The sequence below is a fragment of the Streptomyces sp. NPDC002104 genome (assembly GCF_053593795.1).
In genome coordinates this window covers 1-21758 of record NZ_JBSFDF010000082.1, presented here as the reverse complement: position 1 = coordinate 21758, position 21758 = coordinate 1, and the positions used below count along the sequence as shown (strand labels likewise).

Here is a 21758-nt window from a genome sequence, read left to right as displayed (position 1 = left end):
GTAGGGATCCGCGGGGCGGGCGGACGTCGTCGTCCGGCCGGGCCTACGAGGCCTGCGGCGCCTGCGGGGTCTCCAGCGCCGGGTCGATCACCGACTCCCCCCGGGAGGCGCGGCGGACGGCGTCCGCGAGGTCCTCGACCGGGCCGTCCCGCAGGACCAGGCCGGCCGCGCCGGCGGCGAGGACGGCCTGCGCCAGGCCGGGGTGCGCGGAGCCGGTCAGGACCAGGATCCGGCATTCGGGATCCTCCGCCAGGAGCGCGGGGACGCGGTCCGCCGACTCCGTCAGGGCCACCGCCGGGCGGCCCAGCGGCGAGGCCACGACTTCGATGTCCGGCTGGAGTCCGAGGTGGACCGCCAGGGCCGGGTTGGGCGGGTCCAGGAGCACCCGCAGGGATCGGGCAGGGCGCTGGGCAACGGGCATCTCGTCCACCCGGCCAGGGTAGGGGCGAAGTGTCCCGTACCGGCGCAACGCGCCGCGCGGGAAGTCTGGCTGACAGATCGTCAGGAGTCTTCCCAAGTGCTGGGGCGTGCGTTATACATTCCTTCACCGGGCAACCTAGAACGCGTTCTAGAGTGCCGGGTCCCGCATACGACCTCGGTGCGGCCGACGGTGCGGACGGCCGCGCCGAGGTCTTCCAAGGCGCCGGGCCGCCACGGCCGGTGCCCCACAGCAGGTGCCTCGAAGACGGTGTTTCCAACACAGGGAGCAGCACGCCCATGCCGATCGATGCCGCCAAGGCCCTCGCCGCCGAACCCCGCAAGGGGAACATCGCCTGGGACCACAAGGACATCCAGCTCTACCACCTCGGACTCGGCGCGGGGACCTCCCCGAACAACCCCGGGGCCGCCACCGACCCCGACGAGCTGCGCTACACCCTGGAGTCCAAGCTCCACGTGCTCCCCAGCTTCGCGACGGTCGCCGGCGCCGGGATGGCCATGATGGGCGGCCTCGCCGCCCCGGGCATCGAGGTCAACCTCGCCAACGTGCTGCACGGCAGCCAGTCCATCGAGCTGCACCGGCCCATCCCGGTCAAGGGGGAGGCCGCCTCCACCGCCACGGTCGCGGCCGTCTACGACAAGGTCAAGGCCGCCGTGATCGTGCTGCGCACCGAGGTCGCGGACGCCGACGGGCCGCTGTGGACCTCCGACGCGTCGATCTTCGTACGCGGTGAGGGCGGCTTCGGCGGCGACCGCGGCCCCTCCGTCCAGGCCGAGCAGCCCGAGCGGGAGCCCGACCGGGTGGAGGAGCGCAAGATCCGCGAGGAGCAGGCGCTGCTCTACCGCCTCTCCGGCGACTGGAACCCGCTCCACGCGGACCCGGAGTTCGCCAAGATGGCCGGCTTCGACCAGCCGATCCTGCACGGCCTGTGCTCGTACGGGATGACCCTGAAGGCCGTCGTCGACACGGTCCTGGACGGGGACGTGTCCCGCGTCCGCGCCTACCGCACCCGCTTCGCCGGGATCGTCTTCCCCGGCGAGACCCTGCGGATCCGGATGTGGCAGGAGCCCGGCCGCGTCCTCGTCACGGTGAGCGCCGTCGACCGGGACGACGCCCCGGTCCTCGTCGACACCGTCGTCGAACACTCCTGAACCGTCAGAGACACCGTCAGGCACACCGTCAGGCAGACCGTCAGGCACACAGAAGGAGCCGCACCGTGCGCGCAGCACTGCAGAGCGAGATAGGCCAGGACAAGCTCGAAGTCGTCGAGGACATGCAGGCCGTGGGCTTCGGCCCCGGCAAGGTCAAGATCCGCATCAAGGCCACCGGCCTGTGCCACTCCGACCTCTCCGCGATGAGCGGCGTCCTCCCGCAGCCCGCCCCCTTCATCCCGGGCCACGAGGGCTCCGGCGTGATCACCGACGTCGGTGACGGGGTCACCAGCCACAAGATCGGTGACCGGGTCCTGGTCTGCTGGCTCCCGCCCTGCGGGCACTGTCCCTCCTGCAAGCGCGGCCAGGGCCACCTGTGCCTGGAGGCCTTCGGCAACGTGGCCACCCCCAACTTCCAGCGCGGCGACGCCGGCATCTTCGGCTTCGCGGGCACCGGCACCTTCGCCGAGGAGATGGTCGTCCCGGCGGCCTGCGCCGTACCGATCCCCGACGACGTGCCCTTCGACATCGCCGCCCTGATCGGCTGCGGAGTCACCACCGGACTCGGCGCCGCCATCAACACCGCGAAGGTGGAGGCCGGTTCCTCGGTCGCCGTCATCGGCTGCGGCGGCGTCGGCATCTCCGTCATCCAGGGCGCCAAGGTGCAGGGCGCCGCCCAGATCGTCGCCGTCGACCCGGTCGCCTCCCGGCGCGAGGCCGCGCTGCGCTTCGGCGCCACGGAGGCGGTCTCCCCGGAGGAGTTCGCCGACGCCAAGAACCGGATCACCGCGGGCGAGGGCTTCGACTACGTCTTCGAGGTCGTCGGCAAGTCCGCGACCACCAAGACCGCCTACGACATGACCCGCCGCGGCGGCTCCGTCGTCGTGGTCGGCGCCGGAGCGCTCGACGACAACTACTCGATCAACATGTTCTCCCTCTTCTTCGACGAGAAGAAGATCCTGCCGTCGATGTACGGCGGCGGCGACGTGCTCCGCTCCTACGAGCGCACCATCGCGCTGTGGCGGTCCGGCCGGGTGGACCTGGCGGGCCTGATCACGCACCGCGTGCAGCTCGCCGAGATCAACGACGCGCTCGACCAGATGCGTACGGGCGTGGCCCTGCGCACCTGCATCGAACTCTGACCCGTTTCGAGAGGAACCGTACGGATGTCACTGCCACTTGAGGGACTCGTCGCCATCGTCACCGGGGCGGGCCGCGGCCTCGGCCGGTCCGAGGCGATCGAACTCGCCCGGCTCGGCGCGAGCGTGGTCGTCAACGACTTCGGGCAGCCCGGCCGCGACGGCTCCGGCGAGGCCTCGGCCGCTCCGGCGGAGGAGGTCGCGGCGGAGATCCGCGCCGCGGGCGGACAGGCGGTGGCGCACCTGGGCGACGTGGCCGACTTCGAGCAGGCGCGCGAGCTGGTCGAGCTGGCGGTGAACAGCTTCGGCAAGCTCGACATCCTGGTCAACAACGCGGGCATCCTGCGCGACCGGATGGTCTTCTCGATGTCGGAGCCGGAGTGGGACTCGGTCATCCGGGTCCACCTCAAGGGCCACTTCAACACGACCCACTTCGCCTCCGTGCACTGGCGCGAACGCTCCAAGGCCGCGGGCGGACCGGTCTACGGCCGGATCATCAACACCTCCTCCGAGGCCTTCCTCGGCGGCTCGGCCGGCCAGCCCAACTACGCGGCGGCCAAGGGCGGGATCGTGGGCCTGACCACGTCCACCGCCCTGGCCCTCGCCAAGTACGGGGTCACGGCCAACGCCATCTGCCCGCGCGCCCGTACCCGTATGACGGAGGACGTCTTCGCGGGCTTCCAGGTCCCGGAGGAGGGCAAGCTCGACGCCCTCGCCCCCGAGCACGTCTCCCCGCTCGTCGGCTACCTGGCCTCCCCGGCCTCGGCGAAGGCCAACGGCCAGCTCTTCGTCGTCCACGGCGGCATCGTGGTCGTCATGGAACGCCCGAAGGTGGCGGCGAAGTTCGACACCACGAAGGAGTCCTTCTCCTACGAGGAACTCGACGGGGTCCTCACCCCGCACTACGACTCCCGCCCCCCGAACGAAACCTTCGCGGCGACGGAAGTCCTGGGCCTCAAGCACGACGGCTGACACCGGCCCCTGCGGGGCGGCAGGTCCCCGGACCCGCCGCCCCGCAGGCGTGCCCGCACACCGGTCACCGCGCGAGCGCGAAGGCCAGCGGTCCGTGCAGATCGGCGGGCTCCCGGTAGTGCACGCCGGTCATCCCGAGCGCCTCGGCCGCCTCGATGTTCTCCAGCCGGTCGTCGATGAACAGACACCGGTCCACGGCGGCCCCCGCATCACGACCACCGTCGCGTCCACCGAGAACGGCGCCCCGCCGAAGGCCCGGGCCAGCTCGTCCGCGCCGGCCGCCGAGACCCGGCCGTCCGGCCGGGACGCCGGCGGGCCTCACCCCAGTGGGGCCTGCTGCAAGGGGACCGGGCGGGTGGGGGCCGGGGGGAGGGGGATGGGGGCCAGGCGGATCGGTGGGGGCGGGGAGAGGGGGAGGGTCACGCCCAGGAGGCCGCAGGGGACTTCGGGGGTGCTGTACGGGAGGTGCAGGCGGCCCTCTCCGGTCCAGCGGCCCGTGCCGCCGAGCCAGCCGGCCGGGGCGCCGAGCCGGAAGACGTGCCGGTCGGCGGGGCGCCACAGGGCCAGCCCGGCCACGGAGCCGCCGTAGCCGTCGCCGGCCTCGTCCACCCGCAGCGCCACCCCGCAGCTCTCCGGCATCAGCACCTGCCCGGGCTGCACCGCGAACGGCGTCGCCGTGGCCCCGACGGCCCGCAGGCACTCGGGGAACCGCACCGGCCGGGCGCTGCCCAGCACCCCCCAGCCGAGCCGGGGTTCGCCCGGCGCGTCCGAGCGGATCAGCAGCAGCCCGCTGTCGGCGTCGGCCAGCAGCAGCCGGTCGTTGCTGTCCTCCGCGATCTGGAGCAGCGGCGAGATCTCCCCGCCGCGCCGCAGGTCCACCGCCACCGCCTTGGTCACCGGCCCGGCCGGGCCGTCCAGTTCGCGGTCCAGCGCCAGCAGCCGGCCCGTCCGGTCCAGCCATACCCCGCCCGAGCAGCGGCCCGGGATCCGGGCGACCCGCTCCGGGCCGAAGGGGACCCCGGCCACCTGCCAGACCGTGGTCGAGGTGGGCCCCACGGCCAGGGCGAAGGCCCCGTGCCCGTCGGGGGACGGGGGCAGCAGGGTGATCCGTACGCCCTCGCCGGTCCCCGGGTCCGCGTCCTGCGGCTCGGGTGCGATCGCGCCGAGCTGCAGCTCCCCGGTCCGGGGTCCGGCGCCCGCGGCGCCCCCGCCCGTCGGGTACAGCAGCGCGAAGGCGTGCCGCTCCGCGACCCGGCGGCGGATCAGGACCCGCCCGTCGGTCAGTGGCAGCACCTCGCTGTCGGCCTCCTCGGGCTGGGCGAGGGGCAGGGGCACCGCGTACGGCTCGGGGCCGGTCAGCGTCCACCGCTCCGGGTAGCGGGCTTCGCCGTCCCCGGCGAGCCGGGCGGCGTAGGACCCGTCGGCGGCGAGGGTGAACGGGGTCGCGCTGGTCTTCTCGATGGAACAGACAGTCATCGCGGTTACCTCCGCCGAGGAAGGTAGTGATCGCGCTTCCCTCCGGACAACGCGACAATCCCCGCTTCACACATACGGGTGGCGGGGCGGCGATTCGCCTGTGAAGGAGGAGGCGATTGTGCTGTGCGATATCGGGGTGTTTGGGGCGAGGCTGCGGGTTAGGTGCACCTCACCCGCTTTTTGGACGTCCCGGACGAGAGAGCCGGTATCCGGGCCCCGGCGTGACCGCCGCCGAGCAGGTCCTCGACGACCTGCGCACGTTCCTGATCACGCAGGGGCCCGGTCGCGTGCTCCCGCCCGTGATCGGGCGGGCTCCGAGCGTCTGGCCGGTCGCCACGGACGGTAGCCTTGGCCTGTGCCCCGTCTCTCTGAAGTCATCGCCGCGCTGGACGCCCTGTGGCCCCCCTCGCGGGCCGAGTCGTGGGACGCCGTCGGCACCGTCTGCGGCGACCCCGACGCCGAGGTCACCCGGGTCCTGTTCGCCGTCGACCCCGTCCAGGAGATCGTCGACGAAGCGGTGAAGCTGGGTGCCGACCTGCTCGTCACCCACCACCCCCTCTACCTGCGGGGCACCACCACCGTCGAGGCCGGCACCTTCAAGGGCCGCGTCGTGCACACGCTGATCAAGAACGACATCGCGCTGCACGTCGCCCACACCAACGCCGACACCGCCGACCCGGGCGTCTCGGACGCCCTCGCCGGCGCCCTCGACCTGCGGGTCACCGGTCCGCTCGTGCCCGACCCGAGCGACCCCAAGGGGCGCCGGGGCCTGGGCCGGCTCTGCGAACTGGACCGGCCCGAGACGCTGCGCGAGTTCACCGCGCGGGTCGCCGCCTGGCTCCAGCCGACCGCGCAGGGCATCCGCGTGGCCGGTGACCCCGACGCGATGATCCGTACCGTCGCCGTCAGCGGCGGCTCCGGCGACAGCCTCTTCGCGCAGGTCCGGGCCGCCGGTGTCGACGCGTACGTCACCGCCGACCTGCGTCACCACCCGGTGTCCGAGGCCCGCGAGCAGAGCCCGCTCGCCCTCGTCGACGCCGCCCACTGGGCCACCGAATGGCCCTGGTGCGAGCAGGCCGCGGCCCAGCTCGACGCCATCTCCGAGCGCAACGGCTGGGGTCTGCGGACCCACGTCTCGCGCACGGCCACCGACCCGTGGACGGCGCACGCGCCGTCCGTGACATCCCCCTTGACGTCCCCCTCTCACCCTGGAGCCCCCAACTGAACGCCGAGCCCGCCGACCAGATCCGACTTCTCGACGTCCAGGCCCTGGACGTCCGGCTGTCTCAGCTGACCCACAAGCGCAAGATGCTCCCCGAGCACGCCGAGGTCGACTCGCTGACCAGCGACCTCGCCCAGCAGCGCGACTTCCTCGTGGCCGCCCAGACGCAGGCCACCGACGCCGCCCGCGAGCAGACCAAGGCCGAGCAGGACGTGGACCAGGTGCGCCAGCGCGCCGCCCGCGACCAGGCCCGCCTCGACTCGGGCGCCGGCATCTCGGCCCGCGACCTGGCCAACCTGCAGAGCGAGGTCGTCTCCCTCGCCAAGCGCCAGGGTGACCTGGAGGACGTGGTCCTCGAGGTCATGGAGCGCCTGGAGGGTGCGCAGGAGCGCGTCACCGAGCTCACCGACCGGGTCGCCTCGCTGGAGACCAAGCTCGTCGACGCCACCGCGCGCCGCGACGCCGCCACCGGCGAGATCGACGCCGAGATCGCGGGCATCGCCAAGGACCGCGAGGTCATCGTCACCACGATGCCGGCCGCGCTGATCGCCCTGTACGAGAAGATCCGCGTGAAGCAGGGCGGCGTCGGCGCCGCCCGCCTGTCGCAGCGCCGCTGCGAGGGCTGCCGCCTGGAGCTCGACCTCGCCGAGGTCAACGAGATCAAGGCCGCCGCCCGCGACCAGGTCGTCCGGCACGAGAGCTGCGGCCGCATCCTGGTCCGCATGGCCGACTCGGGCATCTGATGCCGAAGTTCGTTGTGGAAGCCGACGGCGGCTCCCGGGGCAACCCGGGGCCCGCCGGGTACGGCTCCGTCGTCCTCGACCCGGTGACGGGCGAGACGCTGGCCGAGCGCGCGGAGTACATCGGCGTCGCGACGAACAACGTGGCCGAGTACAAGGGCCTCATCGCCGGGCTGAAGGCCGCCCGCGAGCTGGACCCGGACGCGGTGGTCCTGGTCCGCATGGACTCCAAACTGGTCGTCGAGCAGATGTCGGGCCGCTGGAAGATCAAGCACCCGGACATGAAGCCGCTCGCGGCGGAGGCGGCGAAGATCCTGCCGCGCGCGCAGGTGACGTACGAGTGGATCCCGCGCGAGCGGAACAAGCACGCGGACCGGCTCGCGAACGAGGCGATGGACGCGGGCAAGCGCGGGCAGCAGTGGGAGCCTTCGCGCTCCTCCGCCGCCCTGGACACCTCGGCGGCCCGCGCCCTGGCGGCCCCGCAGGGCCCGCCGGGCGACGCGGCGAAGGGCGCCGCGGCCGTCCGCGCCGCCCTGGCCTCCGGCGGCGGTACGAGGCCCCGCGCGGCCACCCCTGCGCCGGCCCGCACCGGCTCCGCACAACCCGGCGGGGACACCCTGCTCGGCGACCTGGCGGACCTGGGCGACCTGGGTGACCTCGCGGCTCCGGCCGGCGGGGCGGGCCCGGCTTCCGGGTCGGGTACGGCAGCGGCGGTGATGTCCGCCGGCGGCGTGGTTCCGGGTGATGGCCCGGCCGCCGCCACCGGTGCGCCCGGCATCGCGTCCACCGGCGCCGCGCCCGCGGACGCCCCCGCCCCCGCCCCCGCGACGCAGGGCTGGGGGCCCGACATGGGGCCCCCCGCCACCTTCGTGCTGCTGCGGCACGGAGAGACCGCGCTGACCCCGCAGAAGCGGTTCTCCGGAAGCGGGGGCAGCGACCCGGAGCTCTCCGAGGCGGGCCGCCGTCAGGCCGCCGCCGTCGCGGAGGCGCTGGCCGCGCGCGGCACCATCGAGACGGTGATCAGCTCCCCGCTGCGCCGCTGCCGGGAGACCGCGCAGGCCGTCGCCGACCGGCTCGGGCTCACCGTCACCGTCGAAGAGGGCCTGCGCGAGGTCGACTTCGGCGCGTGGGAGGGGCTGACCTTCGCGGAGGCCCGCGAGCGCCACCCGGAGGACCTCCAGGCGTGGCTGGACTCCCCGAAGGCCGCCCCCACGGGCGGCGGGGAGAGCTTCGCCTCGGCCACCCGCCGGATCTCGGCGACCCGGGACCGGCTGCTCGCCGAGCACGCGGGCCGCACGGTCCTGCTGGTCTCGCACGTGACGCCGGTCAAGATCCTGGTGCGCCTCGCGCTCGGCGCCCCGCCGGAGGCGCTGTTCCGCATGGAGCTGTCGGCGGCCTCCCTGTCGGCGGTCGCCTACTACGCCGACGGCAACGCCTCGGTCCGCCTCCTGAACGACACGTCCCACCTGCGCTGAGCCACCCCCCCCCGGCGGCATGGGCCAGTGGCGTTCGTACACCGCTCCGCGGCGCCCGTAGCGCACGAGGCCCCCGCCCGGGCACGACCCGGGCGGGGGCTTCCGTGCTCTCCGGATCAGGCGACGACGCGCGAGCGCAGCTTGATCAGGGTGCCGGCGTCGAGGCCGAGGCCGTTGGTCAGGAAGGCGCCGAAGCTGCCGTAGTCGGCGACGGCCTGGTCCCGGAACGCGGCGAGGTAGGCGGAGCGGACCTCCTGGAGCGGGACGAGCAGGTCCGGGTTCTGCATGTACCCCGCGGCCTTGACCTGGTCGCGCAGGGCCTTGTCGGTGGCGGCCCTGAGCTGGTTGGAGAGCAGGTAGTCCTGCTCGGAGGTGGTTGCCGGTACGCCGGCCGACCGCAGGATCGTGTCCGCGAGCACGCCGGTGCGGTCCTTGCCCGACGAACAGTGGAACAGCACGGGCTTGGTGGAGTTGGCCACGGTGCGGATGGCGCTGCCGAGGGCGGCGCGGTTGGCGGGGTTGGTGACGAAGCCGCGGTAGAGCGCGACCATGCGCGCCTCGGCGGCGCCGTTGCCGAGCTGGGCCTGCTGGTAGGCGGGGTCCTTGCTGCGGACGACCTGCCCGATGAACGCGAAGAGGCTGGTGTCGTCGACCGGCTGGGCGAGGGGGACGACCCCGGCCGGAAGCCTGTCCGGGCCGTCGGCCTGGATCTCGGGGGCCGTACGGAGGTCGACGACGCTGCCGAGTCCGAGCCGTCCGAGCGCGGTGACGCCGTCGGCCGGGAGCTTGGAGAGGGTCTCGGAGCGGTACACGACACCCCAGCGGGTGCTCTTGCCGTCATAGGTCGCGTACCCGCCGACATCGCGGGCGTTGACGAGACCCGGGACGGAGAGGACCCGGCTGGAGCCGGCGCTCTGGACGGCTCGTACGTGAACCGGGGGCGCGGCGTGCGCGGCCACGGGAGCCAGCGGAGCGGCGAGGGCCAGAGCTACGGCGGACGCGCTGAACGCGCGGCGGATGGATCTCACGCGAGGTTCCTTTCCTGGGCGAGGGCGGGACCATAGCGCGTAAATGGCAAAGATTGAAGACTTGGCAGGATGTGCCAAGATTCCGGTAACTCCCTTCCCGGAGAGGGGCGTTCCCTATTCTGTGGGGGCCTGTCCGGATTGATCGCCGTTCAAGGTTTGCCCTGCCCATCTCGGCATTCGGCGAACCGGCGGCACGCTTTGCCATCCGATGTACCTTGACCGCCGATCAACCTCGTCAGTGACAGGAGAACCGTGTATCCGCCCCCTGCTCAGCCGCCCCACCCCTACCCTCCGGCCCCGGAGAGACGCGCCTGGAACCCCGTGCTGGCCGTCGTCGCCGTCATCGCCGCCACTCTGTGCCTGCCCCCGCTCGGTGCGGCGCTGGCCTTCATGGCGCGGTGGGGCAAGGCGGCCAAGATCGTGACCGTCGCGCTGGCCTGCATATGGTTCGTGATCCTCGTGGCGGCCGGCTCGGACGACAGGAAGCCCCAGGACGACGCCAAGCCCCGGCCGGCCCCCACCGTCACCGTCACGGCCACCGCCACGGCCACCGTGACCGTCAGCCCGACCCCCACGCCGACCCCCACGCCGACCCCCACGCCTTCCGCCGCGCCCACCCCCACGCCCACGCCGACGCCCACGCCGACGCCGCAGGCACCCGAGCCCCCCGCCGCGGACGACGACAGCGGCTCCGGCGGCTCGTCCTCCTCCACGGGTGGTTCCACGTCGAGCGGGGGCAGCAGCACCGGCGGTGGCGGAAGCGTCTACTACAAGAACTGCACCGCGGCCCGCGCCGCCGGAGCCGCCCCCGTCCACCGCGGAGACCCCGGCTACGGCCGCCACCTCGACCGCGACGGCGACGGAGTCGCCTGCGAGTGAACCGGCCGGGTACGACGGCTGCGACGGGCACGACGAAGCCCCCGCCCCGAACGAACGGGTGAGCGGGGGCTGTTCGGCGACGGCAGACGAGCCGGCCTGTACGCCGGGTTCTGTCACCCGGTGACCTCGCGGTCGCCGGGGAGACGGCCATCCATCTAGGACCGGCGTTGCCGCCGGCCTCGTGCGGTCTACCCGCGAACTCGGGCGAGCAGCCCTCGAACGTTCGCGCAGGGCCTGCCGTCCGAAAACGGCCGACCCCTCTTGACCTTGCTCCGGGTGGGGTTTACCTAGCCGCCTGAGTCGCCTCAGGCGCTGGTGGTCTCTTACACCACCGTTTCACCCTTACCGGGGGCCGAAGCCCCAGGCGGTCTGTTTTCTGTGGCACTGTCCCGCGGGTCACCCCGGGTGGCCGTTAGCCACCACCCTGCCCTGTGGAGCCCGGACGTTCCTCGGCGGGATCCGGGGACCCCGACGCGGCCGCCCGGCCGACTCGTCTGTCGTGCCGACCATGCTACCTGCACCCCGCGGGTGCTTGACCTTGACGCAGCGGCAAGGTTTCTACTGGGCCCATGCGGATCGGAGAGATCGCCGCGCTCGTCGGGGTCACCACCCGGGCGATCCGGCACTACCACCACGTCGGCCTGCTCCCCGAGCCGGACCGGCGCCCCAACGGCTACCGCGCCTACAGCGTGCGCGACGCCGTCCGGCTGGCCCGGGTGCGCCGGCTGACCGAGCTCGGGCTCAGCCTCGACGAGGTGCGCGACGTGCTCGCGGACGACGCGGGGCGCGAGCTCGCCGAGGTACTGGCCGAGCTCGACGCCGACCTCGCCCGCCAGCAGGCCGAACTGGCCGAGCGCAGACGCCGCCTCGCCGTCCTGCTCGCCGCCCCGCCCGGGGAGGCCGAGCCGGTCTCGCCCGCGCTCGCGGAGCTGCTCGCCAGGGCGCCCGAGACGGCCTCGCCGTCCGCCGCCCTGGACCGCGAGCACCTGGGACTGCTGGACGCCTCGGGCGCCGTGGGCGAGGAGATGTACGCCGTGCTCGGCACGGTCGCCGCCGACCCGGCCGTACTCGCGCTGTACGAGCGGCTCGACGAGCTCGCCGACGCGGCCGCGGACGATCCCCGGATTGGGCCGCTCGCCGCGGAACTGGTCGCCGCGGTGCCCGCCGAGGCGTTCGCGGCGATGACGGAGGAGGGGGCCGGCGGGCCGCAGGAGCTTCCCGGGTTCCTGGAGGCGCTGCTCGCCGAGTACGCCCCGGCGCAGGCGGAGGTCGTCCGCCGGGTGATGGACGCCTTCACGGACACGTGGGCCGCGCAGTCGCACCAGTCGCACCAGTCGAGGAAGAGGGGCCGGGAATGAGCGCGATACGCGCCGCACGGACCGGGGTGGCCGCCGTCCTCCCCATGGAACTGGCGCTGGTGGTGTGCGCGGCCGCCGGGGTGCGCCCGCCCGGCTGGGCCCTCGCCGTCGCCGAAGCGCTGGTGCTGGGGGTCCTCCTCCTGGAGGCCGGCGTCCTGTACTCCCTGTACGCCGCCTCCCGCGCCCGCGGCGCCGACCCGCGCACGGCCCGCCGCGAGGCCGTACGCGCCGTGGTCCCCGTGCCCGTACGCCGCCTCGTGCTCCACGAGCTGCGCGCGGCCGCCTCGCTGGCCCGCTGGGCGCTGCGACGGCCCCCGCACGGGGTGCGGCCCGCCGACCACGCGGCCCCGTACACCGGACCGCAGACGGCCATGATGTACGGGCTGGTGTTCGTGTCGCTGATCGAGACGGTGGCGCTGGCCCTCCTGATCCCCTGGCCGGCCGTGCACCGCGTGGTGCTCGTCCTCGACGTGTACGGGGTGCTGCTGATGCTCGCGCTGCACGCCGCCTGCGTCACCCGGCCACACGTGGTGCGCCCCGACGGGACCCTGCGCATCCGCTACGGAGCCCTCTTCGACCTGACCGTCCCGCCGGACGCGGTGGCCTCGGTCCGGGTGGACCGCCGCTACCCCGAGGGCCGGCTCGTCACCCTCTCCGGCGACGGGGTGCTCGACCTGATCGTCGGCAGCCAGACCACGGTCACCGTGGAACTGGCCCGCCCGCTCGCCTTCCGCCGCCCGCTCGGCGCCCGCGCCGAAGCCCGCGTCATCCGCTTCCACGCGGACGAACCCCGCGCGCTGGTCGACGCACTGCGGCAGCCCGCACCCCCGTGACGGGCTGCCGCCGTGCCGACGGTGTCCGTCGAGCGTGACAACCCGGTGCGCGCCTGTCTTGTCGAAATCGGCGACGCCGCCGATTGAGGGCCGGCCGGGGGCCCGCGCGGGGCCCCCTAGCGGATCAGCGCGAAGGTCGTGGCCGCCACGGCCGCGCCCACCGCGGTGCCCGCGAGGACCTGGGCCAGGGTGTGGTCCTTCAGCTCGACCCGCGACCAGCCGACGAGCGCGACCAGCGGGTAGGCGAGCAGCAGCCAGGGCCCGTAGGTCAGGGCGAGCATGGCGACGCTCCCGGACGAGACGGCCGCGTGCACGCTGATCTTCCAGGCGGGGGTCACGGCGAGCAGGGCCGCGAGGGTGGTCAGCATGGCCGCGATCAGCGCGATCATCGTGCGGGGGGAGCCGAGGAGCGCCATCAGCAGGATGCCGGTGGTGACCGAGCCGATGATGAACACCATGACGACGATGCGCTGACGGCGCTGGCCGACGTGCCGGTCGGCCCAGCGGCCGCGCCGGATGCCGTACTTGATGAAGGCCAGCGGGATGATGGCGGCGAACAGGCAGCCCAGGAGTCCCCAGCCGATCCCGGCGAGGCCGGCGGTGTGCCAGCCGATCAGGAGGGTGTCGAGGATGATCCAGGTCTTGGGATCGAGCCCGTCGGTGATCAGGCGGGCGGATCGGGACTCGGTGGGCTGGGTGAGCGTGGCGGTCACGCCGTGGCCTCCTGGCTGGTCGCGGTGAGGAACTCGTCGGCCACGGCGGAGTGGTAGATCCGGGCGAGCTGGATGAGTCGCAGTACTTCGGTGGTGAAGTCGAGGTCGTCGATCCCGACGGTCGCGGACGGCTCCTGGGCGCCGTGGAGCGGCACGATCCCGCGGGCCTTGGCCTCGCGGGCCGCCCGCATCCGCAGGGCTTCGGCCGCCGGGCTCGTCGCCGGGTCGAAGCCCGCCTCCAGGGCCGCGCGGTGCGCGCGCTCGCGGATCTCCGGGGCGGCGTAGGCGTCCAGGGTCAGGGCGGCGTCGCGGATCTCGATCACCCGGCGGTACAGCCGCAGGCGCGGACTGCGCAGGAGGCCGGCCTTCAGGACGATGTCGGGGGTGACCGCGGTCAGATCCTGCCAGAGCGGCTGGAGCCGGCGGTGGTGGCGGCCGTCCTGGACGGTGCGCCAGGCCACGCCGAAGGCGGGGATGCTGCTCCCGATGAGGATGAAGCCGATCGCCAGGTACTTCAGCGCGTCGGTGACGTTGTCGACCGCGATGTCGCTGGTGTCGTCGGTGAGGCCCGTGAGGCGGGTCGCGATGTACCCGGCGCGCAGCAGGGTGTACAGCACGCCGACGGCGGTCCCGATGCCCATGAGGCGGACGCCGGTCCGCAGCCACAGGGCGCTGGCGTGCCGGGCGCTGCCCCAGAAGAGCCAGGTGGCGGTGGCCATGGCGATGCCGAGGTAGACGATGAAGAGGAGGTAGTAGGCCGTGGCCCAGCCGTTGCCCGCGGTCTCCTCGAAGAAGTCGGTCATTTCGTTGGGGCGCGGGACGAAGAAGGCGAAGAGCACCGCCATGGCCGTCATCGCGGTCAGGGCGGCGTAGTGGCGCACCCGCAGCCGGCGTCCGGTCTCCGGGCGGGCGATGGCGACGACGAAGTCGACGACCGCGCCGGCCGCGAGCATGCCCAGCCAGTGCTTGAAGAGGGTGGAGAGGTTGTTGACCCCGGCCCACTCGTCCAGGGTGCGCATCACGCCGGGGAGGCGCAGCGTCATGGACACGGTCAGGGCGGCGAACGCCGCCCACAGGGCCCGCTGTTTGACCGAGCGGACGGCCGAGGGGGCCCGCCAGACCGTCACCGTCCAGAGCATGGCCAGGATGGCGATTTCGAGATGTTTCACTTCACGACCAGGTGTTTCGAACGGGGTGCCCGAGGGCGTCATGGAGGCGTACGAGACGGTCCTCGGCCTCACTGTCACTGGAGGTCGACTGCGTCGTGTGGTAGCGGCCGGCCCGCTCGTGGATGAGCGTGGCCAGGGTCTCCGCCTGCCGCTCCTGCGGGCTGGCGAACTTGCTCCGCCCCATGAGGTGGGCCAGGCGGTCGATGTCGAGGCCGAGTTCCTCGTCGATCGACTCGGTCGTGCGCGCCACGCTCCTGATCCGGGCCGCCTCGGCGCGGATGATCGAGGCCACGGGCAGTTCGGGCCGGTCGATCCCGGAGACGGCCGTGTGGGTACGGGTCAGCAGGCGCTGGAAGTGCTCGGAGGCCCGGGCGATCTCCTGGTCCGACGCCTGTTCGGGGAGGTCGAGTTCGGGAGCGACATGGCCGAGCAGCATGTGCGAGATCTCGTGGAGCACGATCTGCACCTTGAGGATCTCGGCGGCGACGGCGTCGTAGAACACGAGGTCGGCGACGTCCAGTCCGAGCCAGATCCCGCAGGGCAGGGCCGGGTCGGGGGGTCCGTCGAGGGGCAGCAGGATCAAGGGGCGGCCGCGCTGCGCGGCTATCCCCTCGCAGAAGGCTTCCAGGTCGAACGGGCGGGGGATGACGAGCCGGTCCGCGACGGCGGCGCACTCCGCGTCGGCGCGCTTCCACCAGCGCATGGTCGCCCTCCCCGCCCCTCGTCGCACCGTCCGCACACCCGATCGAGCTTGAGAGTAACCGGAAGCGCAGCAGTGGCTAAGTGAGGAGGGATCGGTGGCCGGAATACGGCTGCCGGGGTGAAGCGCGTGGCTGATTCGCGTCTCAGGAGTCCTTGCCGCGGCGGCGGCGGGGCTTCACATCCGGAAGTCCTTCGGCCTTGCGGAGCTGCTTGATCAGGCCGGTGACGGAGCGCATGGACCCGGCGGAGAGCCCGCTCAGCCGGAAGGCCGCGGCCTTGACCTGTTCGTCCTCCAGGACCTGGGCGAACTCGTCGGCCGCCGCGGCCTTGCCCATCTCCTCGCGCAGCCGCGCGATCCGCTCCTCGATCCGCTGCTCGATCGCCTGGGCGTTCTCGCCGTCGGCCAGGTATCCGACGGTGACGCCGAAGAAGTTGGCGATCGCGCGGATCGAGTCGATGCCCGGGTTCGGGTTGTTGTTCAGGCGGATGGTCTGGACCGTGCCGTGCGAGACGGAGGGGCCGGACAGCTTCTTGGTGCCTTCGGCGATCTCTTGGTACGTGTACGGGCCGCGGCCCGCCGGGTGGATCGTCTCGATCAAGAAGCCGAGGCGGTCACCCATGGTGTCCCGCCGGCCGGTGGGGGTCTCCTCACCCATCACCGTCACTGCTCCCGTCTGCTGCTGGATCGTGTAGTCCAGTACTAAATCATCACCAGCATTATCTACCTGCCTAGATGGCCTCGCCACACAGTGCAACGAACTCCGTCTACCCAGCTAGCGGAGCCGTGGGAATGTGACCCACGCCATAATGCCCCCGGGGTGCCCCGCAGAGCCTTGACAGGGCGTGTGCCCGACGGCGTATCTTCGTCCAGCCGTCTAGCGCACTAGATGGCTCCGGACTCACCTGCTCGACGCGCAGCGTCTAGCCGACTGAGTGGCGGAGCCGGTGGGCGCAGACGCGACGGAGAGGAGCCGGGGCGCCGTCACGGCGTCGGGCTCCAGTGCGGGACCAGGAGGTCGGAGCGCTCGCTCATGGGCTGAGGTACGGGGGTCCTCAGCCCGGGGCGGGCGAACCGCCCGCCGACGGGAGCCGACGCCCGTCGGCGGTGTCCGGCGGACTTCCCACGGGGGAGCCGCGGCCGGGCCGCCCGGTCCGGCGGTGATCCGGGGCGCGATCCGAGGCGCGCCCCGGGTCGCGATCCGGCCCTGATCCGGGTTCCGGTGCGGCTTCCGGTTCGGGTCCTGGTGCGTGTCCCGGCTCGGGTCCCGGTGCGGCTTCCGGTCCTGATCCGGCCGCCCTAGCCGGCCAGCACCACGCTGCTGACCCGGCCCCGCATCCGGTCCAGGACCGAACCCGGCGCCAGCCCGCCCCGCAGCAGGACGAACCGGGACGGGGGCAGCCCCGTCATCGCCTTCACCTCGCGGCTCAGGTGCGCCTGGTCGTGGTAGCCGCACGCCGCCGCGACCTGCGCGGCCGCCGTTCCCGCCGCGAGCATCCGCAGGGCGTGCTGCAGCCGGAACACCCGGGCCATCGACTTGGGGGACAGGCCCACCTGTTCGCGGAACCGCGCCCGCACGGTACGGGCGCTCCATCCCGTCGCCGCGCTCACCCGGGTCAGGGAACGGGTGCCGCCCCAGAGCCCGGCGAGGGCTCCGGCGACCTCGGGCGCGCCGGCGGGACCGGCGTCGAGGCGGGCGCAGAAGAGGGCGTCCAGCAGGGCGAACCGCTCCGTCCACGAGGGCAGCGCCTGAAGCCGTTCGGTGAGGAGGTGGCCCTGCCGTCCGAGTACCTCCACCAGATCCACGTGGGCGTCCTCGAAGTGCCACATCGGGACGCCGAACAGGCGGTAGCAGCCCTGCGGGGTCATGTTCACCTCCAGCCCGTGCACCACCCCCGCGTGCAATCCGACGGCCGGTACCGTGCGCGGGCCGCTGATCATGGCCCGTGCCACGGGCCGCAGTTGGGCCGCGGCAAGGGTCTCCGTACGGGAGACCCACAGGCCCTCGGAGAAGCTGAACACCAGCGTCACGCAGCCGGTGGGCAGCTCCAGGCGGCGCCTCGGGGTGGTGAACTCGGTATGGAAACCCGTGTAGTTGAGAATGAAAGGCCGCAGTGCGGGGGCCGGCGGGCGGCGGCGCGCCGACCGGCTGCCCGTGGCGGTGGCGGGCATCGCGCGTACGTCGAAGGTGTCGATCGAGCCCATGGCAGGGCCCTCCCCCCGCTGTTGCGCGGCCGGTGATACCGCGCGGTCGGCCGATGATGGCAGGTCACGGGTGGCGATGGCCAGAGCGGACCGGCAGCGGATCCCGCCCGCCGGCCCTCCCGGCGAGACGGGCCGTGATGTCAGGATGCGTGCATGACAGAGATCATCAAGGGGGGAAACCTTCCGCTCGGCGGTGAGCCGATGCGCGTCGCCGTCGTACGCCGCGAGGGCGGGCCCGGCTCGCCGGCTGTCGACGCGGCCGCGCTGCTCGTCGACGCGGACGGCAAGGTCAGGGGGCGGGGCGACCTGGTGTTCTACAACCAGCCCGTGCACGCGGCGAGCGCCGTACGGCTGCTGGGCGACGCCCGCGGGGACGGCGGGGTCACCGCGGACTGGCTGGAGATCGACCCGGCCCGCGTCGAGCCGTCCGTGGAACGGATCGTGGTCGCGGCGTCCTGCGACGGCGGGACCTTCGGGGAGGTCGCGGACCTGTACATGCGGGCGGTCGCCGCGGCCACCGGGGAGCAGCTCGCGCTGTACGCCGTGGAGGGTGCGACGACGGAGACCGCGATCCTGCTCGGGGAGTTCTACCGCAGGGACGGGGGATGGAAGTTCCGCGCGGTGGGGCAGGGCTACGCGTCCGGCCTGCCGGGCCTGGCCGCCGACTTCGGCTTCACGGTGCCCGAGGAGGCCGGGGACGAAGACGAGGGTGGGGACGGGGGTGCGGGCCCGGGCGAGGGCGCGGGTGTGGAGCCCGCGCCGTCGCCGTTCCCGGACCGGCTCCCGCCCGCGCCGCCGCTGCCGGAGCCCGGGGCGCCGGCCCTTGCCGCCGCGCCCGCGCCGCCGCCCTTCCGGCTCCCGCCGGCGGAGCCCGCGCAGCGGCTCGGGCCGCCGCGGTCCGAAGCCGTGGCGAAGACGTCCGGCCCCGTACCGGCGGCCCCGGCCGTGCAGGCCCCCACCGCGCCCGCCCCGGCAGCCCCGTCTGCCCCGTCCCCGGCCGTGCCGGTCGCCGTGCCGTCGGGGCGGTGCAACGCGCTCCCCTCCGAGTTCGGGAAGGAATTCCCGCCACTCCGGTACGCCGGCCGCGGGAGCGAGGTCATAGAGGTCGACACCCCGCTCCCGCGCGGGTTCGTCGTGGTCGACCTGGTGAAGGAGGGCGAAGGGTACGTGCACGTCACCCTCCTGGACCGCGGCTCCGACAAGGGCAAGAGGCTCATGTCCAGCCTGCTCGGCAACCTGCGCGGCCGGGCCGTCTTCCGCCACGGGGGCAAGGCCGCGCTCCGGCTGGAAGTGGACACGGCGTGCCGGTGGACGGTCACCCTGCGGCCGGTGACGGTCCTCCACGAGCTCGACGGGCGGATCGAGGGACGCGGGCCGGACGTCCTGGCCTACTCCAACTACGTCGACCACATCAAGGTCAGGCACCTCGGCAGGGGGGACGAGCGGGGCCACATGACGGTCCACGCCGTCCGGAGCAACGGCAACCCGGTGCAGGTCTTCGAGCGCGCGGACCGCGGCCGCGGCACCGTCGAGGTGCCCATGAGCCCGCGGCTCCTGGTGATCGACGCACCCGGCGCCTGGTCCGTGGAACCCACCGAGCTGAGCGCCATCGGCTTCTGGATCCGCAACCGCTGACCGGGGCCCGGCCCGCAGCGCGCAGCTCCGGCAGCGCGCAGCTCCGGGCCCCGGAAGGGACGGCCCCTACGCCGGCGCGAAGAGCACCTTCGCCCGGCCGGGGTCCGCCTCCGTCAGGCGGACCCTGATCCGCTCGCCCAGCGGCAGCTCCGCCGACGGGGACTCCACGCGGCCGATCACCGCCGGCTCCTCCAGGTGGACCGTGCCGACCAGTGGGTCATGGTCCTTGACGTCGATGACCGTCGCCTCGAAGACCTCGCCGACGCGGTCCTTGAGCAGCGCCGCCTCCACCAGGTCCACGGACTCCCGCTCCGCCGAGTTCGCCAGCCGGGTCCCGTCCGCCATTTCCTTCGGCAGGGCGTCGAGCGCCTCCCGTACCCACCCGGGGGGTTCGGTTCCCGCCACGGCGGCCACGCACAGCTCGCCCGTGTACCGGTCGACGAGCCGGCGCAGCGGCGCGGTGCAGTGGGCGTACGGAGCCGCGACCGCGGCGTGCAGCACGGGGTCCGGGGTCTGGCCGCCGGTGAAGACCGTATAGCCGGCGCCGCGCAGCAGGGCCGTGCACTCCTGGAGGAAGGCGGCGTGGGCGGGCCGGTGCGGATCGAGCCCGCGCACGAGCTGCGCGTACGGGACGTGGTGCGGCCAGTCGATCCCCAGGGCCTTCGCCTCCCGGCGCAGCCGCCCGACGGCTCCGTCGGGGGCCGTCGGCAGGGTCCGCAGGATCCCCGTTCCGGCGGCGAGCATCAGCTCGGCCGCGGCCATGCCGGTCATCAGGGAGATCTGCGCGTTCCAGCCGTCGGCGGGGAGCGGAGCCCGGTAGACCAGGCTGTACGCGCCCTCGTGCTCGACGATCTCCTGCTCGGGCACGTCCAGCGAGATCCCCCCGCGCTCCGCCTCCAGCGCCTCGCGCAGCCGCCCGATGTCCTTCAGCAGGGCGACCGGCTCCTCGGCGGTGCCCGCGTCGATGGCCTTCTGGACGCCGTCGTAGTCGAGTTTGGCCCGGCTGCGCACGAGCGCGCGGCGGACATCGGTGCTCTCCACCCGCCCCTCGGCGTCCAGGTCGAGCCGCCACAGCAGGGCCGGGCAGGTCTGGTCGGGAAGCAGGCTCGCGGCGCCCTCCGAGAGCACGGCCGGGTGCAGGGGGATCCGCTCGTCGGGGAAGTAGAGGGTGGTGACCCGGCGGTGCGCCTCGGCGTCGAGGGCGCCGCCGGGGGTGACGTACGCGGCGACGTCGGCGATCGCGTAGTGCACGCGGTAGCCGCCGGAGGCGCGCTTCGCCAGGTGCATGGCCTGGTCCAGATCGCGCGAGGCCGGGGGATCGATCGTGAAGAAGGGGATGTCGGTGGCGTCGAGGTCCGGCGGACGAGGGCTGTGCACGGCCCGCTCGGCCTCGGCGAGCACGGGCGCCGGGAACTCCTCCGGCACCTCCAGCTTCGTCCGCAGTTCACGCAGCGCGGCCCGCAGAGCAGCTCCGTCTGCGCCGGTCATGATCATGTGACGGCGTGGCATGGGTCGAGCCTATGGGCGGTGGGGCCGGGGGGCACGGCGAGCCGTCTACCCTGGTCGGGGGCCGCACCCCCGCCGCTGTGCCGTGCCCGTCGAAGGAGAACCATCGTGCTCGTGCTGCTGCCGCCGTCCGAAGGAAAGGCCGCCGGCGGCTCCGGCGCACCGCTGAAGCCGGAGACGCTCTCGCTGCCGGGGCTGGCCGCGGCCCGCGCCGCGGTGCTGGAGGAACTGGTCGAGCTGTGCGTGGGCGACGAGCTGAAGGCCCGCGAGGTGCTGGGGCTCAGCGAGGGGCTGCGCGGTGAGGTCGCCAAGAACGCGGAGCTGCGCACGGCGGTCGCGCGGCCGGCCGGGGAGATCTACACGGGCGTGCTGTACGACGCGCTGGGCCTGTCGACCCTGACGCCGGCGGCGGCGTCGCTGGCCGCGGAATCCCTGCTGGTGTTCTCGGGTCTGTGGGGCGCGGTCGGGGTCGCGGACCGGATCCCCTCCTACCGCTGCTCGATGGGCGTGAAGCTGCCGGGGCTGGGGGCGCTGGGCGCGTTCTGGCGCGAGCCGATGGCCTCGGTGATGCCGGAGGCCGCGGGGGAGGGGCTGGTCCTGGACCTGCGGTCCTCGGCGTACGCCTCCGCGTGGAAGCCGAAGGGGGAGGTGGCGGGGCGTACGGCGACGGTGCGGGTCCTGCACGCGCAGATGGTGGACGGGGTGGAGAAGCGGTCGGTGGTGAGCCACTTCAACAAGGCCACCAAGGGCCGGCTGGTCCGCGACCTCCTGTCGGCGGGCGCGGCCCCCGCGTCTCCGGCGGAATTGGTGACGGCCCTGCGCGACCTGGGCTTCACGGTGGAGGCGGAAGCCCCGGCCAAGCCGGGCAAGGCCTGGTCCCTCGACGTGGTCGTGACGCAGATCCACTGACTGGGTGCGCTGGGCTGGCTGCGGGTGGGGGCCGGTGCCGGGGGCGGGGTGGGGTGTCGGCCTGGACTGCATGATTTAGGCGCCCTGGTTCGAACGTTCGACAGTTGTGGCTTCCCTTTGCGCCACAAATCACGCTCTACGTCCCGGCCAACACCCCACCCCGCCCCCGTCCCCGGCCCGCACGCAGCCCCTGGCCCCGGGTCTTTTCA

The 21758-nt window shown here is 73.5% G+C and carries 21 protein-coding genes and 1 other RNA gene; 11 read left to right on the top strand and 11 right to left on the bottom strand.

Going from position 1 to position 21758, the window contains the following annotated elements; all coding sequences use genetic code 11:
* Window positions 1-43 precede the first annotated feature (43 nt).
* A complete protein-coding gene (locus tag ACWCP2_RS36475; RefSeq protein ID WP_450912831.1) occupies window positions 44-421 on the bottom strand; it encodes a DNA-binding response regulator in 378 nt (125 codons plus the stop codon).
* Between the two features lie 296 nt (window positions 422-717).
* Between ACWCP2_RS36475 and ACWCP2_RS36470 the strand changes: the two genes are divergently transcribed.
* The 3 genes from ACWCP2_RS36470 to ACWCP2_RS36460 all read left to right on the top strand — a co-directional run bounded on the left by ACWCP2_RS36470 (window position 718) and on the right by ACWCP2_RS36460 (window position 3701).
* Complete coding sequence (locus ACWCP2_RS36470; RefSeq protein WP_450912829.1) at window positions 718-1590, top strand: MaoC/PaaZ C-terminal domain-containing protein; 873 nt, start codon at window positions 718-720, stop codon at window positions 1588-1590.
* A gap of 65 nt (window positions 1591-1655) precedes the next feature.
* Entirely contained in the window at window positions 1656-2732 is a 1077-nt protein-coding gene (locus tag ACWCP2_RS36465; protein WP_450912828.1) for a Zn-dependent alcohol dehydrogenase, read from the top strand.
* A gap of 24 nt (window positions 2733-2756) precedes the next feature.
* Window positions 2757-3701: a 3-oxoacyl-ACP reductase gene (locus ACWCP2_RS36460; RefSeq protein ID WP_450912827.1), complete on the top strand. Its 945-nt coding sequence runs from the start codon at window positions 2757-2759 to the stop codon at window positions 3699-3701.
* Between the two features lie 64 nt (window positions 3702-3765).
* On the opposite strand, the gene ACWCP2_RS36455 is transcribed toward ACWCP2_RS36460, so the two are convergent.
* Together ACWCP2_RS36455 and ACWCP2_RS36450 are read right to left on the bottom strand one after the other, a co-directional pair.
* A complete protein-coding gene (locus tag ACWCP2_RS36455; RefSeq protein ID WP_450912826.1) occupies window positions 3766-3897 on the bottom strand; it encodes a hypothetical protein in 132 nt (43 codons plus the stop codon).
* A gap of 122 nt (window positions 3898-4019) precedes the next feature.
* The gene (locus ACWCP2_RS36450; protein WP_450912825.1) at window positions 4020-5177 is read right to left on the bottom strand and encodes a hypothetical protein; all 1158 of its coding nucleotides are present in this window, start codon (window positions 5175-5177) and stop codon (window positions 4020-4022) included.
* Window positions 5178-5532: 355 nt separating this feature from the next.
* Here ACWCP2_RS36450 and ACWCP2_RS36445 point away from each other — a divergent pair, with 355 nt between their 5' ends.
* Genes ACWCP2_RS36445 through ACWCP2_RS36435 form a run of 3 tightly spaced genes read left to right on the top strand, consistent with a single transcriptional unit; the run spans window position 5533 to window position 8614 of the window.
* Entirely contained in the window at window positions 5533-6402 is an 870-nt protein-coding gene (locus ACWCP2_RS36445; RefSeq protein ID WP_450912824.1) for a Nif3-like dinuclear metal center hexameric protein, read from the top strand.
* Window positions 6399-7142, top strand: a complete 744-nt coding sequence (locus ACWCP2_RS36440; RefSeq protein ID WP_450912830.1) for a zinc ribbon domain-containing protein — start codon at window positions 6399-6401, stop codon at window positions 7140-7142. The genes ACWCP2_RS36445 and ACWCP2_RS36440 overlap by 4 nt, the downstream gene beginning before the upstream one ends.
* Window positions 7142-8614, top strand: coding sequence for a bifunctional RNase H/acid phosphatase (locus ACWCP2_RS36435; protein ID WP_450912823.1), 1473 nt, complete (start codon window positions 7142-7144; stop codon window positions 8612-8614). Before ACWCP2_RS36440 ends, ACWCP2_RS36435 begins: the two co-directional genes overlap by 1 nt.
* A gap of 116 nt (window positions 8615-8730) precedes the next feature.
* Here the strand turns inward: ACWCP2_RS36435 and ACWCP2_RS36430 are convergent, their stop codons facing one another.
* Entirely contained in the window at window positions 8731-9642 is a 912-nt protein-coding gene (locus ACWCP2_RS36430) for a tyrosine-protein phosphatase (RefSeq protein WP_450912822.1), read from the bottom strand.
* A gap of 321 nt (window positions 9643-9963) precedes the next feature.
* Between ACWCP2_RS36430 and ACWCP2_RS36425 the strand changes: the two genes are divergently transcribed.
* Window positions 9964-10521 carry an excalibur calcium-binding domain-containing protein gene (locus tag ACWCP2_RS36425; protein ID WP_450912821.1) on the top strand — a complete coding sequence of 186 codons (558 nt, stop codon included), beginning with the start codon at window positions 9964-9966 and terminating at the stop codon, window positions 10519-10521.
* 83 nt (window positions 10522-10604) lie between these two features.
* Here the strand turns inward: ACWCP2_RS36425 and rnpB are convergent.
* Window positions 10605-11014: RNase P RNA component class A (gene rnpB, locus ACWCP2_RS36420), an RNA gene on the bottom strand.
* Between the two features lie 76 nt (window positions 11015-11090).
* On the opposite strand from rnpB, the gene ACWCP2_RS36415 reads away from it, so the two are divergent.
* The gene (locus ACWCP2_RS36415; RefSeq protein ID WP_450912820.1) at window positions 11091-11879 is read left to right on the top strand and encodes a MerR family transcriptional regulator; all 789 of its coding nucleotides are present in this window, start codon (window positions 11091-11093) and stop codon (window positions 11877-11879) included.
* A complete protein-coding gene (locus tag ACWCP2_RS36410) occupies window positions 11876-12712 on the top strand; it encodes a hypothetical protein (protein WP_450912819.1) in 837 nt (278 codons plus the stop codon). The genes ACWCP2_RS36415 and ACWCP2_RS36410 overlap by 4 nt, the downstream gene beginning before the upstream one ends.
* Before the next feature lie 116 nt (window positions 12713-12828).
* On the opposite strand, the gene ACWCP2_RS36405 is transcribed toward ACWCP2_RS36410, so the two are convergent.
* From ACWCP2_RS36405 to ACWCP2_RS36385, 5 genes are all read right to left on the bottom strand, one after another.
* Window positions 12829-13425 carry a hypothetical protein gene (locus ACWCP2_RS36405; protein WP_450912818.1) on the bottom strand — a complete coding sequence of 199 codons (597 nt, stop codon included), beginning with the start codon at window positions 13423-13425 and terminating at the stop codon, window positions 12829-12831.
* Window positions 13422-14594 carry an MAB_1171c family putative transporter gene (locus tag ACWCP2_RS36400; RefSeq protein ID WP_450912817.1) on the bottom strand — a complete coding sequence of 391 codons (1173 nt, stop codon included), beginning with the start codon at window positions 14592-14594 and terminating at the stop codon, window positions 13422-13424. Before ACWCP2_RS36400 ends, ACWCP2_RS36405 begins: the two co-directional genes overlap by 4 nt.
* 1 nt (window position 14595) lies before the next feature.
* Window positions 14596-15297 carry a hypothetical protein gene (locus ACWCP2_RS36395; RefSeq protein ID WP_450912816.1) on the bottom strand — a complete coding sequence of 234 codons (702 nt, stop codon included), beginning with the start codon at window positions 15295-15297 and terminating at the stop codon, window positions 14596-14598.
* A gap of 142 nt (window positions 15298-15439) precedes the next feature.
* Complete coding sequence (locus ACWCP2_RS36390; protein WP_274552794.1) at window positions 15440-15952, bottom strand: XRE family transcriptional regulator; 513 nt, start codon at window positions 15950-15952, stop codon at window positions 15440-15442.
* A 641-nt stretch (window positions 15953-16593) separates the two neighbouring features.
* The gene (locus ACWCP2_RS36385) at window positions 16594-17499 is read right to left on the bottom strand and encodes a helix-turn-helix domain-containing protein (protein ID WP_450912815.1); all 906 of its coding nucleotides are present in this window, start codon (window positions 17497-17499) and stop codon (window positions 16594-16596) included.
* 153 nt (window positions 17500-17652) lie between these two features.
* On the opposite strand from ACWCP2_RS36385, the gene ACWCP2_RS36380 reads away from it, so the two are divergent.
* Window positions 17653-19134, top strand: a complete 1482-nt coding sequence (locus ACWCP2_RS36380; protein WP_450912814.1) for a TerD family protein — start codon at window positions 17653-17655, stop codon at window positions 19132-19134.
* Between the two features lie 66 nt (window positions 19135-19200).
* On the opposite strand, the gene ACWCP2_RS36375 is transcribed toward ACWCP2_RS36380, so the two are convergent.
* Window positions 19201-20643, bottom strand: a complete 1443-nt coding sequence (locus tag ACWCP2_RS36375; protein ID WP_450912813.1) for an RNB domain-containing ribonuclease — start codon at window positions 20641-20643, stop codon at window positions 19201-19203.
* 105 nt (window positions 20644-20748) lie between these two features.
* Here ACWCP2_RS36375 and yaaA point away from each other — a divergent pair, with 105 nt between their 5' ends.
* Window positions 20749-21549, top strand: a complete 801-nt coding sequence (gene yaaA, locus ACWCP2_RS36370) for a peroxide stress protein YaaA (protein ID WP_450912812.1) — start codon at window positions 20749-20751, stop codon at window positions 21547-21549.
* The last annotated feature ends 209 nt before the right edge of the window (window positions 21550-21758 follow it).

What these genes read in the sequence shown, in the direction of transcription:
- ACWCP2_RS36475 (WP_450912831.1), bottom strand. Translation starts at nt 421, where the DNA reads ATGCCCGTTGCCCAGCGCCCTGCCCGATCCCTGCGGGTGCTCCTGGAC.
- ACWCP2_RS36470 (WP_450912829.1), top strand. Translation starts at nt 718, where the DNA reads ATGCCGATCGATGCCGCCAAGGCCCTCGCCGCCGAACCCCGCAAGGGG.
- ACWCP2_RS36460 (WP_450912827.1), top strand. Translation starts at nt 2,757, where the DNA reads ATGTCACTGCCACTTGAGGGACTCGTCGCCATCGTCACCGGGGCGGGC.
- ACWCP2_RS36450 (WP_450912825.1), bottom strand. Translation starts at nt 5,177, where the DNA reads ATGACTGTCTGTTCCATCGAGAAGACCAGCGCGACCCCGTTCACCCTC.
- ACWCP2_RS36435 (WP_450912823.1), top strand. Translation starts at nt 7,142, where the DNA reads ATGCCGAAGTTCGTTGTGGAAGCCGACGGCGGCTCCCGGGGCAACCCG.
- ACWCP2_RS36415 (WP_450912820.1), top strand. Translation starts at nt 11,091, where the DNA reads ATGCGGATCGGAGAGATCGCCGCGCTCGTCGGGGTCACCACCCGGGCG.
- ACWCP2_RS36410 (WP_450912819.1), top strand. Translation starts at nt 11,876, where the DNA reads ATGAGCGCGATACGCGCCGCACGGACCGGGGTGGCCGCCGTCCTCCCC.
- ACWCP2_RS36395 (WP_450912816.1), bottom strand. Translation starts at nt 15,297, where the DNA reads ATGCGCTGGTGGAAGCGCGCCGACGCGGAGTGCGCCGCCGTCGCGGAC.
- ACWCP2_RS36390 (WP_274552794.1), bottom strand. Translation starts at nt 15,952, where the DNA reads ATGGGTGAGGAGACCCCCACCGGCCGGCGGGACACCATGGGTGACCGC.
- ACWCP2_RS36385 (WP_450912815.1), bottom strand. Translation starts at nt 17,499, where the DNA reads ATGGGCTCGATCGACACCTTCGACGTACGCGCGATGCCCGCCACCGCC.
- ACWCP2_RS36380 (WP_450912814.1), top strand. Translation starts at nt 17,653, where the DNA reads ATGACAGAGATCATCAAGGGGGGAAACCTTCCGCTCGGCGGTGAGCCG.
- ACWCP2_RS36375 (WP_450912813.1), bottom strand. Translation starts at nt 20,643, where the DNA reads ATGCCACGCCGTCACATGATCATGACCGGCGCAGACGGAGCTGCTCTG.